The 14,403-nt window shown below is 52.0% G+C and carries 14 protein-coding genes; 4 read left to right on the forward strand and 10 right to left on the reverse strand.

Annotation, left to right across the window (positions count from 1 at the left end; all coding sequences use genetic code 11):
• Positions 1-378: 378 nt before the first annotated feature.
• On the forward strand, positions 379-1,068 hold the full coding sequence (locus tag MWU63_RS16325) for a sugar transferase (protein ID WP_247078707.1): 690 nt from the start codon (positions 379-381) through the stop codon (positions 1,066-1,068).
• Positions 1,069-1,321: 253 nt separating this feature from the next.
• Positions 1,322-1,912 (forward strand): polysaccharide biosynthesis/export family protein, encoded by a 591-nt coding sequence (locus MWU63_RS16330; RefSeq protein WP_247078709.1) that lies wholly within the window; start codon positions 1,322-1,324, stop codon positions 1,910-1,912.
• 79 nt (positions 1,913-1,991) lie between these two features.
• On the opposite strand, the gene MWU63_RS16335 is transcribed toward MWU63_RS16330, so the two are convergent.
• The 10 genes from MWU63_RS16335 to MWU63_RS16380 all read right to left on the reverse strand — a co-directional run bounded on the left by MWU63_RS16335 (position 1,992) and on the right by MWU63_RS16380 (position 12,328).
• Positions 1,992-3,422: an efflux transporter outer membrane subunit gene (locus MWU63_RS16335; RefSeq protein WP_247078711.1), complete on the reverse strand. Its 1,431-nt coding sequence runs from the start codon at positions 3,420-3,422 to the stop codon at positions 1,992-1,994.
• A gap of 170 nt (positions 3,423-3,592) precedes the next feature.
• Complete coding sequence (locus MWU63_RS16340; protein WP_247078713.1) at positions 3,593-4,909, reverse strand: HlyD family type I secretion periplasmic adaptor subunit; 1,317 nt, start codon at positions 4,907-4,909, stop codon at positions 3,593-3,595.
• A 3-nt stretch (positions 4,910-4,912) separates the two neighbouring features.
• Entirely contained in the window at positions 4,913-6,649 is a 1,737-nt protein-coding gene (locus tag MWU63_RS16345) for a type I secretion system permease/ATPase (RefSeq protein WP_247078715.1), read from the reverse strand.
• Positions 6,650-6,811: 162 nt separating this feature from the next.
• A complete protein-coding gene (gene rfbA / locus MWU63_RS16350) occupies positions 6,812-7,684 on the reverse strand; it encodes a glucose-1-phosphate thymidylyltransferase RfbA (RefSeq protein ID WP_247078717.1) in 873 nt (290 codons plus the stop codon).
• Entirely contained in the window at positions 7,681-8,526 is an 846-nt protein-coding gene (gene rfbD / locus MWU63_RS16355) for a dTDP-4-dehydrorhamnose reductase (RefSeq protein WP_247078718.1), read from the reverse strand. Before rfbD ends, rfbA begins: the two co-directional genes overlap by 4 nt.
• 67 nt (positions 8,527-8,593) lie before the next feature.
• Positions 8,594-9,640 carry a dTDP-glucose 4,6-dehydratase gene (gene rfbB, locus MWU63_RS16360; protein ID WP_247078720.1) on the reverse strand — a complete coding sequence of 349 codons (1,047 nt, stop codon included), beginning with the start codon at positions 9,638-9,640 and terminating at the stop codon, positions 8,594-8,596.
• On the reverse strand, positions 9,637-10,206 hold the full coding sequence (gene rfbC / locus MWU63_RS16365; protein ID WP_247078722.1) for a dTDP-4-dehydrorhamnose 3,5-epimerase: 570 nt from the start codon (positions 10,204-10,206) through the stop codon (positions 9,637-9,639). The genes rfbB and rfbC overlap by 4 nt, the downstream gene beginning before the upstream one ends.
• Positions 10,207-10,698: 492 nt before the next feature.
• Positions 10,699-10,899 carry a hypothetical protein gene (locus MWU63_RS16370; protein WP_247078724.1) on the reverse strand — a complete coding sequence of 67 codons (201 nt, stop codon included), beginning with the start codon at positions 10,897-10,899 and terminating at the stop codon, positions 10,699-10,701.
• A 447-nt stretch (positions 10,900-11,346) separates the two neighbouring features.
• A complete protein-coding gene (locus MWU63_RS16375) occupies positions 11,347-11,559 on the reverse strand; it encodes a hypothetical protein (RefSeq protein ID WP_247078726.1) in 213 nt (70 codons plus the stop codon).
• A 154-nt stretch (positions 11,560-11,713) separates the two neighbouring features.
• Positions 11,714-12,328, reverse strand: a complete 615-nt coding sequence (locus MWU63_RS16380) for a hypothetical protein (protein ID WP_247078728.1) — start codon at positions 12,326-12,328, stop codon at positions 11,714-11,716.
• A gap of 221 nt (positions 12,329-12,549) precedes the next feature.
• Here MWU63_RS16380 and MWU63_RS16385 point away from each other — a divergent pair, with 221 nt between their 5' ends.
• Entirely contained in the window at positions 12,550-13,461 is a 912-nt protein-coding gene (locus MWU63_RS16385) for a sugar phosphate nucleotidyltransferase (RefSeq protein ID WP_247078730.1), read from the forward strand.
• Positions 13,388-14,398, forward strand: a complete 1,011-nt coding sequence (locus MWU63_RS16390; protein ID WP_247078927.1) for an SDR family oxidoreductase — start codon at positions 13,388-13,390, stop codon at positions 14,396-14,398. Before MWU63_RS16385 ends, MWU63_RS16390 begins: the two co-directional genes overlap by 74 nt.
• Positions 14,399-14,403: the final 5 nt, after the last annotated feature.

The following is a 14,403-nucleotide window of genomic DNA, read 5'->3' on the forward strand; positions in this document are numbered from 1 at the left end:
ATTCGTTCTATTTCATGGCACTTTTGAGAAAAGTCAGTTCCAAACCAATCTGCGGCGCATATGTTATTGTGTAAAGATGGCGATCAATCGCACCTGGGAAAGGCGGATTGTTTTCACCTTTCAGATAATAAAAATGGAAACAAACTGTAACGAATCAGAAAAACCATGCATAATTAAGGTGTTAGTGAAATCTGCCACAATTTTTTTCAAATATTTCGTAAACATGGCAAAAAAGAGTGTTAAAAATTACCGAGGTGGTAACAGAAAACGCAGCGGCAATTATTGAAACGACAAAGCTGCTTTTTTTTGGGGTGTAGGTTTGGTTGACGGCGAGGCCTTTTGTATGGGCTACCTGCTGAATGACTTGGGGTAACTATTATGACGACTCATTTAAAGGATTTTTCCGCGCCCGAAGATCCGGGGGCCGGGCAAAAAATGACGCACTTATTAACGCACTCATCAAAGATTTATAAAAACTATTTCAAACGGCTCTTCGACATCGCTTTTGTGCTTCTGACAGCCCCTATCGGACTGCCGCTTATCGCTTTGATGGCACTGATTGTTGCACGCGATGGCGCATCACCTTTTTACTGGCAGCCCCGTGTCGGGCGGAACGGCAACGTGTTCAGGATGCTGAAAATCCGCACGATGGTTCCCAATGCCGATGCGTGCTTGGAAGAGCACCTGGAAAAAAACCAGGACGCGCGCGCAGAATGGGAAAGCTCCCAGAAACTCAAAGATGATCCCCGCATTACCGCCGCCGGAAACATCATGCGCAAATCGTCGCTCGACGAATTGCCACAACTCTGGAACGTGCTCTGCGGCGATATGTCTATCGTCGGTCCACGCCCAATGATGGTCGACCAAAAACCACTCTACCCAGGGTCCGCATACTACGCCCTGCGCCCCGGTATCACTGGACCATGGCAAGTCTCAGACCGAAATAACTGCACATTCGCTGAACGCGCTAAATTCGACACCGAATACAGCAAAAAACTGTCCCTGAAAACAGACATCATAATACTCGTCCAAACCGCCGGTGTCGTGCTCAAATGTACAGGATATTAAGAAGGCCTTTTAAAGTGGGTGTATTCAACACCAAATTCGTCAATGCAAATTTAACAACGGAGAAATCATTTATTGTGTCATCACGATTTGCACCTGAAGGAGTACCGGAGAATGACACAACGGACGGAGGGGATAACTGAGCGTGACCGCAGTAATAGTGTCGCGGTCCGATAGGTTTGTTAAATCAATGTTTTACAGACCGGGCCCTGACAGAGTAATCTGATTTAGTTAATAGTAGTCGAGGGGAGACGCTATGTATAAAATTCTTTGCAGCCTTTTCATTTCCATGCTGCTCGCAACCGGGGGATCGGCCCAAAGCCCATATCGGGTCAAAGCCGGTGATACGCTTCAGGTCGAGGTCGTGGAAGATACCAATCTTAACCGCCAGGTGCTGGTGCTGCCAGATGGCTCTATCAGTTTTCCACTGGTTGGCAATATTCCGGCCGCCGGGCGTACCGTTGACCAAGTGCGCGCCGCGCTGAGTAGCGGGTTAGCCTCTAACTTTGCCTCACCACCCAATGTCTATGTCTCAATTGGTTCTCTGGCGCCACGCGTTGTTGGCACCGCAGCCGCTCTGGTGACTCAGGGTGTTTTTGTGACGGGTGAGATCGCCTCAGCAGGCAGGCTCGATGTCGAACCTGGGACAACCGTATTACAGGCCATCGCACAGGCAGGCGGGCTGACCCCGTTCGCGGCAGGCAAACGTATCCAGTTGCGCCGGGAAGACAGCGTCTACCGCTATAACTATTACAGCGCTGGCAGTGATGGTGGAAGCATCAGCAGCAGCACCGTACTGGCGCCCGGCGATGTCATCGTTGTTCCACAACGGCGGCTGTTCGAATAAATCCTGGACAACGCGCTTCATCAGAAAAAGCGTGTAAAAAGAAAAACCCTCAGGCTGGAAAACCAGCCTGAGGGTTTTTTCATTCGTCTACGGCTACCTCGGCTGTCATTACAGTCTGGTCGGCTTCTGATAAATCTCCAACACTGTTTCCGGATCCGAGACTAACGTTCAGAGTGACAAAGTTGCGCCCAAGCAACCGAATGTTATCGGCCAGAACAACGTCTGCATCTGCGATCTCTTCCTCGGCATCAACCAGATCACGGATCGTTGCTGCGTCCCGCTCCACGAGATCGCGGGTCAGATCTGCTGCTTCGCGATAAAGTCGCGCACCGCGCTGTGAGGACTGCACTGAAGCCGAACTTGCACTATAGCTAGCCAATGCATTCTCCACTTCACTCACAGCTTCAAGCACAGCAGATTTCCAGGAGGTATGCGCCTGACGTGCCTGCGAATGACGAGCCTGCACAGTGGCCCTGCGGTCACTGTTCAGCAGAGATGGGAACTGTATTGTCGGACCAAAGAAGTATTCTCCACCCGAATTCCCATCGATACTGACCACTCCGATCGAGCCGCCAAGGGAAAGACGCGGGTAAAGGTCCGCCTTGGCCACCCCGATTTCAGCAACAGACGCATAATAAAGCCGTTCGGCAATCCTGATATCCGGACGGTTGCGTAACAGATCAGCCGGAATACCCACCTCTGGCGACATACCAGGGCGCAATTGCCGTGCGCGATGGTCGAGATCAATATCAAGCGTGCCGGGTTGGGTTCCCGCCAAAACTGCAATTTCATTTTTCCTGCCCGTGATCGCTGCTACAATTGCGGGAATCTGGGCCTGCGTCTGCGCCACCAATGCTTCGGTACGCACAACATCAAGCCGAGTTGCAGACTGACGGTCAAACAACCGGCTCGTCAATGCCACTGTCTGACGACGCGAGCGTAGTTGTTCGCGGCGCAGCGCCAGAAGGCGCTGGTTGTAGCGTAAATCCACATAGGCATTGGACATGTTGAAGATCAGCAAAAGACGCGCGGAATCAACTTCAGCGCCGGCAACATCGACCCGGGCCCCGGCGGCCTTAATCTGTTGGCGTCGTGAACCATAGGGATCCAGCATCCACGACAGCCCCAATGCGCCTTCAGCACGGGTTTCGTCCGAGCCGCCACGTTCACGGCGTCGCACAACCGACGCAGACGGGTTCAGTGACCCCAAAAGAGGGACCGATTCCAGATTGGCGCGCGCTTCGATCACCCGCTCCTTCGCCAGTTCCATATCAAGATTGTCAGCCAAAGCCCGATCCACAAGCGCATTCAGCGTTGGGTCATTAAAACCTTTCCACCATTCCGCATTGTCCAGAAGAACCGGAACGGCCCTGTCTGTCGGAGAGTAACTTGCCAAAAACGGAAACATCGGATTCTGGTAAGGAACCTCGGTTGAGCATCCAGCAAGACCCAGAAGACTTGCAAGAACACACCCAGAAAAAGGCGCTTTGCGCCCGAAAATTACTGCCATTATACTGCCCGCCTGCCTCTGAAAACCGTCTACGCGGTCTTGTTGTTTGCGGTTTTAATTCTCTTAAACCTGCCACAACCTTTGAATCAGAACAAGAAAACAGGCCCAAAAAGGTATTTCAGGCATCCGAATTGGCAAAAACCACACAGTTTCGGAGAAGCTAGTTTACTTTAGCCTTCACGAAACGCGCGTTTGACCTGATCAAACAACGGCTTCGTTAGATAGGTCAGAACAGACCTTTCGCCAGTTTGCAAAAATGCCTCAACTGGCATTCCAGGGATCAGTTCAACCGCGCCAAGACGCGCCAGCTCTTCTGGCTCCAGCGTCAGTTCAACCCGGAAATAATCTATTCCCGTAGCGGGGTCTGTCAAAGATGTTGGTGAAATACCGGATACATTTCCAAACAGTTCGGGGGTCGTGCGCATGTTAAACGCCGGGAAAATCACTTTGGACGTCTGCCCAACAAAGACTTGATCAATCGATTGCGGATCCACCCGAAGTTCAAACTCCACACCCTCAGACAAAGGCACAATCTGCACGATTGTCGCTTCCGGGGCAACCACACCCCCAAGGGTAAAGGCCTGCAATTCGTGCACGATGCCATCCACGGGGGCCAGAATCTCGATCCGCTCAAGCTGCTTTTCGGCGGTTACGATCTGCAGCACCAGTTCTTCACGCGAGGCTGTCGCCTCTCGTAGTTCAGTGACCACCTGTTCTTTAAACTCACGGTCGCCCTGTAAAATCTCAAGCTCAGTATCGCGGATAGAATTTCGTATCCGAGCAAGCTCCGTCTGATGCTCTGCGATCCCGCCAAGCAAGATGGATTCCGACCGCTGAAGCTCCAACACTTCGCTTTCGCGCGCCAGCCCCTCGGCGTTCAGATCACGCACATTCTCAAGCTCTTTGACGACGAACTCCAATTGTTCGTGCTTTGAAACAATCTGACTTTCAACCCCAGCGATTTGATTGCCAAACTGCAGGATCCGCTCAACCAGTTGTTCCTTGCGCCCCTCTTGCACGTCGCGGCGAGCTGAGAACATCTCGCGCTGGCCTGCGTAGTGCCGTTCCAGACCACCATCTTCCAGATAGTTGGTATTTAGCGTGAAATCCGGTTCTTCCAGCCCCTGATATTCAGCTTCCAAACGCATTTCGCGTGCCAGAACTTCGGCCAGACGGTTCCGGTAGATATCAAGGTTGATCTGCAACAGGCTCGGGTCCAACCGCAGCAGCACATCTCCTTTTTTGACGACATCGCCATCTTCAACAAAGATGTCCTCGACAACACCACCATCCAAGCTCTGCACCTGCTTGGGTTTGCCCCGCACAACGATCTGGCCTGATGCGATAACGGCACCGCTGATCATGGTAAACTGCATCCAGGCAAAGACCGAAACGAGCAACAACAGGCTTGCGAAAGCACCCAACCGGGCTGGTATTGCAAGACCTGTCTTAAGTTCCGAGCGGCTGGCTGAGGAAAAGACCGACATCGCTTACCCGCTTTTCTGAATGACAGAGGTTGGAGTCGGTGCTGCATGCATCGCTTTGCGAAACACCTCTTCCTTGGGTCCAAACTGCGCCACCCTGCCCTTGTGCAAAACCATGACTTTGTTGACGGACACGATCACACTGGGTCGATGCGCCATGACGATCACGGCGCTGCCCCGTCCACGCAGGGTCGTAATGGCTTGTGCCAACGCGTCATCCCCACTCGAATCAAGGTTCGAGTTTGGCTCATCCAGCACAATGAATTTCGGGCTGCCATAAAGCGCGCGCACCAGACCAAGCCGCTGAATCTGGCCGCCAGACAACGGGTGGTCCGAAGTGCCAATTTCGGTGGCATAACCCTCGGGCATTGCCAATATCATGTCGTGCACACCAGCAATTTGGGCGGCTTCAACAATATCAGCATCACTGGCGGCAGGATCAAAACGGGCAATATTTTCCGCGATCGTTCCGGGCAGCATTTCCACCATCTGGGGTAAATATCCGATACGTCGGCCCAGATCTTCGGGTCGCCACTGATCAATTGTCGCCCCATCAAGACGAATTTCTCCGGCATCAGGCTGCCAAGCCCCCACCAAGAGGCGCGCAAGGCTCGATTTCCCGGCTGCACTGTTGCCAATCACCCCTAGCGCATCCCCCGGCATAAGCTCGAAGCTGACCTGATCCAGAATACGCGCCCGGGTTGTGGTGTTAATCTGGGCCGGCGTCAGTTTGGTCAGCTTGGTAACAGTCAGACGACCTTCGAGCGGCGGCAGCTCTATCCGGGGTTTTAGAGGCGGAACAGAATCAAGAGCCTCTTTAAGGCGGTTATGCGCCTCGTTTGCGCGGCCAATCGCCCGCCACTGCCCAATGACCTGATCAACCGGCGCAAGCGCGCGACCCGCAATGATAGACGCGGCAATGATCATCCCCGGTGAAATCTCCTGCGCAATCGCAAGATAGGCACCTACAGTCAGAAGAGCGGACTGCAAGAGTAGCCGGAAAGATTTGGAAAACGCGGCAAACATTTCAGAGCGGTCACCACCACGTTGGTTGCCAGCAAGGCTTGCCTCGTGCATTTTCTGCCACCGCTGGGTGATCTTATCCATCATTCCAAGCGACAGGATAGTCTCTGCATTGCGGCGGCTGCGTTCCACAAATGTCCGCTCTTGCGCGTCCAGCGCCATAGCTTCGGCAATTGAACTCTGCGTAACCGCTCGGTTCATAAACGCCACAAGCGCCACCACCGCGGCCCCCGCAAGCGTGAGATACCCCAGCCAGGGATGAATCAGAAAAACAATGGCCAGAAACACGGGAATCCAAGGCAGATCGAACAACCCCAGAATTGCCGGACTGGCCAGAAATCCGCGGGTAATCTCTAAGTCGCGCACCGGATTATAGCGGTCGCTGCCTGCCATGATTCCGGACCGCAACCAATACCCGAATGCATCAGAACCAACCCTGCTATCCAACCGATAGCTCGCGCGCGATAAAAGTCGTGAGCGCAGGAATTCATAAATGCCCAGGAATGCGTAAAGGATCACGACAATAACAAAAAGCCCCTGCAGCGTCGCCACCGAACCACTGGAAAGCACGCGGTCATAGACCTGCAGCATGTAGATCGGCCCCGTTAGCATCAGCAGATTGATTGCCGCACTGAACAGCGCAACCTGAATAAAGGTTCGTCTGAGCTGCTGAAGCATGTTGCGGTAAGGGTTTTCCGCCCTGTTTCTGGGGTCTTGCATCAATAACCTGCTATTGTTTCGCCATCGGCCGACACCTAGACTTTGAAGCGACTTCACCGCAAAAATGCCTGATACCCCGCCCTGCCCTAAAGGGCCAGTATAGTTTGGCCGCATGCGCGGAATCTTGCAAGGGTTGTCTCTATGATTAGGCCATATTCGGCATTAGTCCAGCAATGCTTCCAGATAGCGCCCGTATTCGTTCTTGCTGAACCGGGCTGCCTGCCTGCGCAGCGCCTCGGCAGTGACCCAGCCCTGTTCATACGCGATCTCCTCGGGGCAACCTGCCTGAAGCCCCTGTCGCGACTGTAGGGTGCGCACAAAATTCCCGGCATCGAGCAGGCTGCCATGTGTGCCGGTGTCAAGCCAGGCATAACCTCGCCCCATCCGCTGCACCGTCAGTACGCCTTCTTGCAGGTACATTTCCAATAACGACGCTATCTCTAGCTCACCTCGTTCCGAAGGTGTGACCGCACGCGCCCGTGCCGGGGCCGTTTCATCTAGAAAGTAAAGCCCCGTCACTGCGAAATTTGAAGGCGGAACCGCGGGTTTTTCAACAATCTCGGTCACTTCACCTGCCGCGTTCATCGCCACCACGCCATACCGTTCCGGGTCCGCCACCCGGTAGCCAAATACCGTGCCACCACTCGCTTGGCTGTTTGCTGCATCCAGCATCTCTGGCAAGCCGTGCCCGAAAAAAATATTGTCCCCCAGAACCATAGCCGACGGGGCGCCATCCAGAAAATCCTCAGCCAGAATATAGGCTTGCGCCAGTCCTTCAGGAGCGGGCTGAATAATATAGGTCAGCCTAACACCCCACTGTCCCCCATCACCAAGTAGGCGTTTGAATTGCTGCTGATCTTCAGGTGTAGTAATCACTGCAATCTCGCGGATACCTGCCAGCATCAGCACGGACAACGGGTAGTAAATCATCGGCTTGTCATAAATCGGCATCAGCTGCTTTGATATCCCCATGGTAATTGGGTAAAGTCGCGTCCCGGAGCCGCCGGCAAGGATAATTCCTTTGCGGTCTGTCATGTCATACACTCCTTTAAAACCTCGGAAAGACCGGCCTTCCAATCGGGTCGGGCAATGCCAAACTCTGCCTGCAAACTGCTACAATCCATTCTTGAATTCATCGGCCGTCGAGCGGGTGTTGGATAGTCTACCGTTGGAATATCCGCAACTTCTACATCACGACCTGCCTGAGCAAATATTTCACGCGCAAATTCCGCCCAGCTTACGTCGGGAGCGCCAGAAAAATGATACGTCTCGGCCTTGCCCATTCCCGCATTAAAAGTCTTTGCAATGCTCAAGCAGGCACTGGCAATGGCATCCGCTGGTGTCGGCCCGCCAATCTGGTCTGACACAACTCGCAGAGTCTGATGTGTTTCCGACAGCCTCAGCATGGTTTTTACAAAGTTGCCACCATGCGCTGAGAACACCCACGACGTACGAAGAATGGCATAAAGGCCCCCTGCGGCGCGCACCTCTTCTTCACCCTTCAGCTTTGAGCGTCCATAAGCGCCCAATGGTGCGACCGGATCATTCGGTACCCAGGGGAGGCTGCCCGAACCGTCAAAAACGTAATCCGTAGAGATATGAATAAACGGAAGCCCGCGTGCCGCTGCAGACCGGGCCATCGCCCCGGGCGCACGCCCATTCACCAAGGTTGCCAAATCTTCCTGCTCTTCAGCCTTATCAACGGCAGTAAAGGCTGCTGCATTAATAACGACATCGGTATCTGCATTTGCAATAACCGCTGCGCACTGTTCCGGATTGCTCAGATCTGCATCCGCCCGACTGAGCGCAATGACATCTGCCTGCGCCTTCAATCCACGTGCAACCTGCCCTGTAGCCCCAAAAACAAGAACCCGCATTCATTTCCCTTTGGTCTGTCCTGCCGCTTATTGCAAAGCACTCTTTATGATGCCTTTACACTATATACTATGAACTTACGGCGATACCTAACCGCGCACCCACACCATGTCTGTCCAACAAGGCACGCCACCAGACTTCATTTGCCAAATACCAGTCAACCGTTTTGGCTAGCCCTTGTTCCAATGTAACCGATGGTCGCCAGCCCAGCTCTGCACGAATGCGGCTTGGATCAATCGCATAGCGCAGATCATGCCCCGGGCGATCCGTTACAAATGTAATCTGCTCCGCATAGGAAGTAGATTTTGGCCGCCGCCTATCCAGAAGCGCACAGATCTTTCGCACGATATCTATATTCTTAGCTTCATTCTCGCCGCCAATATTGTAGCTACGTCCGACTACGCCCTTTTCGATGACTGTTAACAAGGCATCAGCGTGATCCTCAACATAAAGCCAGTCACGTATGTTTTCGCCTGCGCCATAAACCGGAATAGGTTCTCCGGCCAACGCGCGCAGTATCACCACCGGGATCAATTTCTCAGGGAAATGGTAGGGGCCGTAGTTATTTGAACAATTGGTCAGAAGCACGGGCAACCCATACGTCTCGTGCCAGGCGCGCACCAAATGGTCAGATCCCGCTTTAGAGGCCGAATAGGGCGAGCGCGGGTCATACGGCGTGTCTTCGGTGAATTGTCCGATGGGACCCAGGCTGCCGTAAACCTCATCCGTCGAAATATGATGGAATCTAAAGCGATCTGGCCGCGCTGCCTTGATCCAATAGGCGCGCGCAGCTTCCAACAGTTGGAACGTGCCCATGACATTGGTTTCAACAAATGTGCCTGGGCCGTCGATCGACCGATCAACATGGGATTCCGCTGCCAAATGCATCACCGCATCGGGTTGGTGAGCTTCAAACACTTGATCAAGCGCTGGCCGGTCACAGATATTCACCTTTTCAAAGGTATATCCGGAGTTATCCACTACTTCATTCAAGTTTTCCAGACAGGCCGCATAGGTCAGGCAATCGACATTTACGACAGAATGCCCAGCCCTGATTCCCTGGCGCACCACGGCGGACCCGATGAACCCCGCGCCACCCGTGACCAAAAGCTTCACGCTTCACCTTCATAATTAAAAGGTGATGTCCAATCTGCTAATCGGGGGGCTGCGGAATCTTTTTTTGAAATGGATATGTCCTTGTCATCCACTCCCCAGTCGATCCCAAGATCGGGGTCGTTCCAAACGACGGCGCCATCACATTCAGAGGAATAAAAATTATCCACCTTGTAGATTACATGGGTGTCTGGTTTCAGAGTCAGAAACCCGTGCAAAAACCCGATCGGCACCAAAAGCTGTTTTCCGTTTTCCTCCGAAATTTCAAACGATTCCCATTCACCAAAATGAGGGGAACCTTTGCGCACATCCACAACCAGATCAAGAATGGCGCCCGCCACAACGCGCACCAGTTTCGTCTGAGCAAAAGGTGGGCTTTGATAATGCAGCCCGCGCAACGTTCCCTGAACCCGCGACAGGCTTTCGTTGTCTTGAACGAATTCGTACCGCAAGCCTTCGGCGTCCAGTTTCCTACGACTCCAAGCCTCACTGAAAAATCCCCGGTCATCAAAATAACGGCGAGGGGTTAAAACCTTAACGTCTGGAAAATTGGTATGTTCTATCAGCATAAAATCAGAGTCTCTCCAGAGTGTCGATCACCCTGTCGCCATTTATTAAACTTCAGGAACCGGACCACAAGTCCCAAGCGATATCTATACGCTTAAATCGATTGTCTAAAAGTCGACTTCCAACCGTAATGACCTAATACTATTCTAATAAAATACTTCGGTGTAGAGGAAACTTATTCACTTTTTATTGTAAGGAATCCAAATTTCACGCGGGCAGCTCTTTCGAAGCCGCGTTATTTTGGGTGAAAGCCCGAGATGGGTGTATTTCGAGATACCTGCAAGAAAAAGATACATTTCCAATGCCGGGCACAGCGTATGAATTCTCGCTTTGGAAAAATTCATCGGGTCAAATGCAGTGTCGATCAGCCTTAAACCATGCTTTCAGGATTTCGGTTCGCAGAAAACTAAGCTGGTTGGTTCCGTCGCGCTAAAGACGACAACCACGATGAAGCATTCGGGGAAAACAGGAAAATTGCAGATAGAGATTGTATTCTATCTGTAGCTTTGCTGCTTGGCGTCAAATTTTTGAAAGACGCAAATGAAGTAAACTGCAACGACTGTCACAAGTGACGTGAGCGTGCCAACACAAGTGTAGAGCCAGAGAGCCGTCAGAAACGAAAGCCCTGAGTATAGGGCCGTAGCGCCTGCAATTATGCCGAAAAGCATTCCAAGTATTACAACACCGATTACCATTCGATCTCCTCCTTCGAGGCCTCTGTTGACGTAGCAACCTTTGCCTTTCGGCATGGCCCGCATTATTTTCGGACCAGACTGGCCAGACTTTGTGGCAAAAGTTTGGCAGAGCCGGATTAACACATCATTAACGGCAAGATATTGCCTATAGGGTACCGTGCTCAAAAATAACAAGCACAAGTGTAAATACGAAGGATGAGGACCTTGGTTGCGTGGTTAAGCCCGAACCTTTATAAATTTAACTCAGCCTTATCGTAGGTACGCGACGAGACTAATGGGTTTAACATTAGAGTCTGAAATAGGCACTCAATCGCCGAATCCAAGCCTCATACCGCCGATATGCGGTCAAGCTTTTGTGAAGCTGGCGAGAGCCACCAATCTTTTTCCGGTGAAAAAGAAAAGGGCCGCTAATGGCGGCCCTAATCTTGTGCGCGTGTCTAGGGACAGTCAGGGGCGCACAGACCTGAAGCTTTTGGGGCAGCGCGGATGGCGCACCGCCTCAAATTCAATAATCAGCAAAAGCGCACCAGTAAAAAAAAATATTTCAAAGGTTGCGCTATTGCTGTTCCAATAATTCGTGGCGGCTAAGCAGTTGCTGAAGAATACCAATGTCGCCGCCAGAACAATGGTCGCACATCTAAATTTCAGTGTATTTGACATCCAATGATTTTCCCTACACTCGGGTATAATTTCGCCACAGTTTTGGAAACTTGTCCAATAAAAAATTCCGTAAACTCCTATTTTTAAATATTTTTGTTCTCATTTGGCATACAGTCAAACGTCATTCACAAAGACTGTTTCCAATTCAAAGATATCACTCTTCGGTTCGGGGAAAACCGTCATTCCTAAACCCTCGCAAATGGCGAAGGGCCGCGATACTGAGCAAAAGAGGGCCGGAAATTTCAAGCAAGTGTTTGATCCATTGCATGGTCAATATAGTGCCCGTTACAGACCCAATATGATTTATCGTTGCCGCTCTGATCAAGACGAATATCGCAATTAGGAGAAGCCCCAGAAATACCAGCATATTGCGCCGGAGCGTTCCGTGCAGCTCCCGGATCATGACGAGCGCACCGATTGCAATTCCTCCTGCAAGCAGAACAGTGAACACTTTTTGTATCAAGCGTCGCTTTTCAAACCAACCTTGCATTTGTGACAGACAGCGCCCAAAACTCATAAGACCAGACTGAAGATCAACTTGCTTGTTGATCGCCATTCCCATTAGCAGTAGCAAGATGACCCACCAGAGAATCCGCTCATAACGCGCTGTGGGGCTTGGGAAATGCGACCGGCATAAAACACACAGGGCTAGAAAAGCTGCTAGTACATAGAGGACAACAATGATCCAATCTATCAAATAAGGATCACTAAGGCCCGGGTGCCAACGCGCAAAGGTGCAGTCAAAAAGCGATTGCGGTGATTCTCTCATGTCGTTCCTATGCCTTACTGCCGGTATCTTACCGGGCAGACAGGTAGATGTGTTTAAATGCGGACCACAACAAATAAAACGTGGTACGGGGGCCACAGACTCTTGTTTTGGCAACAGCGGACATAGTATTGACGCATCTGTCAATATTCTGCCCTTTATTCAAAGAGGTGCGCTCCTTTTCCAGAATGGGATTGTCGGGGCTGTATTTTAAGGAGGTGGCATTGAAAGTAGCAATTTTTGCAGGGGGCAAAGGGTCTCGGTTGATAGAGGAAACCCGTGTGCGTCCAAAGCCGCTTGTCGAGATCGCCAACCGGCCAATCCTGTGGCATATCATGCAGCATTACTCGACTTATGGGCACAATGATTTTGTGCTGGCACTTGGTTATATGGGCGATCTGATCAAAAAATATATTTCGGATCTTTGCCAGTATAACGGCAATCTCCGCGTTGATTTTGCCAATCGTGAGTTGTTCGGCCAACCCGAAGCAGATCAGCGGGATCTGCTGCCCTATCCACCCTGGACCGTAGATCTCATAGACACTGGTGAAGACACAATGACAGGGGGGCGTTTAGCCCGCCTGGAGCCTTATTTGGGCAATGAAACCTTTATGCTGACATATGGGGACGGTGTATCCAACATCGACATTGATGCCTTGCTGAAGTTTCACCGCGCACACGGAAAACTGGTCACCATGACGATGGTTCATCCTCTCACAACCTTTGGTCACCTGTCCGTACGCGACGACGGTCTGGTTGAAGGTTTTCAGGAAAAACCCGAAGCGGCGATGGATTGGATAAACGGTGGATTCTTCGTAATCGAACCCAGTGTCTTTGATGCCGTGGCCGATGTAAACGGAGAAACGATCATGTGGGAAGAAGGACCCCTTCCCAAGCTCATGGAAATGGGTGAACTGATGGCATATCGCCATCCGGGTTTTTGGTATTGTATGGATCACCTGGCGGACAAACGCCGGCTAGAGGAGATGTGGAAGAATGGAAACCGACCTTGGGCAACATGGGAAGATAAAGCGCGTCCTTCTAACGGGTCATCTGGGCTACGTGGGGACAGTAGCCGCGCCGGTATTGGCCGCGGCGGGCATCCAGGTGACTGGGTGCGATATAAATCTCTTTGACCGTGCTGATTTTGCGCCAGGTGGGGATGTTCCCGAAGTTCCCAATATTGGTAAGGACATTCGCGATCTGACGGTCGCGGACCTTGAAGGCTTTGACGCGGTTGTACATCTTGCGGCCCTGTCTAATGACCCGCTTGGTCAATTGCGCCCGGGACTGACACAGGAGATTAATCACAAGGGCACAATCCACGTCGCCCGTTGTGCGAAAGAGGCCGGAGCCTCGCGCTTTGTCTTTGCATCGTCTTGCTCAAACTACGGAAAAGCCGGCGAAGGCATGGTGGACGAGGACGGCAAGCTCAATCCGCAAACCGACTATGGTGTTTCCAAGGTTCTGGCCGAGCGTGATCTCAAACCGCTGGCCGATGAATACTTCTGCCCAGTCTTCCTGCGTTTTGCCACCGCCTATGGTGCAAGCCCTCGGATGCGGTTTGATATCGTGCTGAACAACCTTGTCGCCCACGCCTATACCTCGGGCAAAATCATGATGATGTCAGACGGCACCCCTTGGCGTCCGATTATCCATGTTGAAGATATGGCGCGCGCTTTTGTGGCCGCTCTTGAAGCAGATGCTGGTGCGATCCGGGGCCAAGCGTTTAACGTTTGCCGTACGGAAAACAACTATCAGATCAAGGATCTTGCTGAAATTGTTGCCAAAACAGTGCCGAATGCGGAAATCGATTTTGCCTCTGATGCCGGCCCTGATAACCGGTCTTACCGGGTAAGTTCAGCCAAGATCGAAAAGCATATCCCGGGGTTCAAGCCAGAGTGGGATGCCGAAAGAGGCGCAAAGCAGCTTTATGATGCGGTGCGGGCTTGCGATCTCAAGGTCGAGGATTTTGAAGGTCGCAAATACAAGCGTCTCGCCCAGCTTGAAGCGCTGGTGGCCGAAGGGCGTCTGGATGAGGAATTTCGACTGACAGCTAAAGTATCCGCCTGAGGCTG

Source organism: Pseudohalocynthiibacter sp. F2068 (assembly GCF_023015645.1).
GTDB classification, from domain to species: Bacteria; Pseudomonadota; Alphaproteobacteria; order Rhodobacterales; family Rhodobacteraceae; genus Pseudohalocynthiibacter; species Pseudohalocynthiibacter aestuariivivens.

Excerpts from the sequence above, each read along its gene's own strand:
- MWU63_RS16325 (WP_247078707.1), top strand. The coding sequence starts at position 379 with ATGACGACTCATTTAAAGGATTTTTCCGCGCCCGAAGATCCGGGGGCC.
- MWU63_RS16330 (WP_247078709.1), top strand. The coding sequence starts at position 1,322 with ATGTATAAAATTCTTTGCAGCCTTTTCATTTCCATGCTGCTCGCAACC.
- MWU63_RS16335 (WP_247078711.1), bottom strand. The coding sequence starts at position 3,422 with ATGGCAGTAATTTTCGGGCGCAAAGCGCCTTTTTCTGGGTGTGTTCTT.
- MWU63_RS16340 (WP_247078713.1), bottom strand. The coding sequence starts at position 4,909 with ATGTCGGTCTTTTCCTCAGCCAGCCGCTCGGAACTTAAGACAGGTCTT.
- MWU63_RS16345 (WP_247078715.1), bottom strand. The coding sequence starts at position 6,649 with ATGCAAGACCCCAGAAACAGGGCGGAAAACCCTTACCGCAACATGCTT.
- rfbA (WP_247078717.1), bottom strand. The coding sequence starts at position 7,684 with ATGACAGACCGCAAAGGAATTATCCTTGCCGGCGGCTCCGGGACGCGA.
- rfbD (WP_247078718.1), bottom strand. The coding sequence starts at position 8,526 with ATGCGGGTTCTTGTTTTTGGGGCTACAGGGCAGGTTGCACGTGGATTG.
- rfbC (WP_247078722.1), bottom strand. The coding sequence starts at position 10,206 with ATGCTGATAGAACATACCAATTTTCCAGACGTTAAGGTTTTAACCCCT.
- MWU63_RS16370 (WP_247078724.1), bottom strand. The coding sequence starts at position 10,899 with ATGGTAATCGGTGTTGTAATACTTGGAATGCTTTTCGGCATAATTGCA.
- MWU63_RS16375 (WP_247078726.1), bottom strand. The coding sequence starts at position 11,559 with ATGTCAAATACACTGAAATTTAGATGTGCGACCATTGTTCTGGCGGCG.
- MWU63_RS16380 (WP_247078728.1), bottom strand. The coding sequence starts at position 12,328 with ATGAGAGAATCACCGCAATCGCTTTTTGACTGCACCTTTGCGCGTTGG.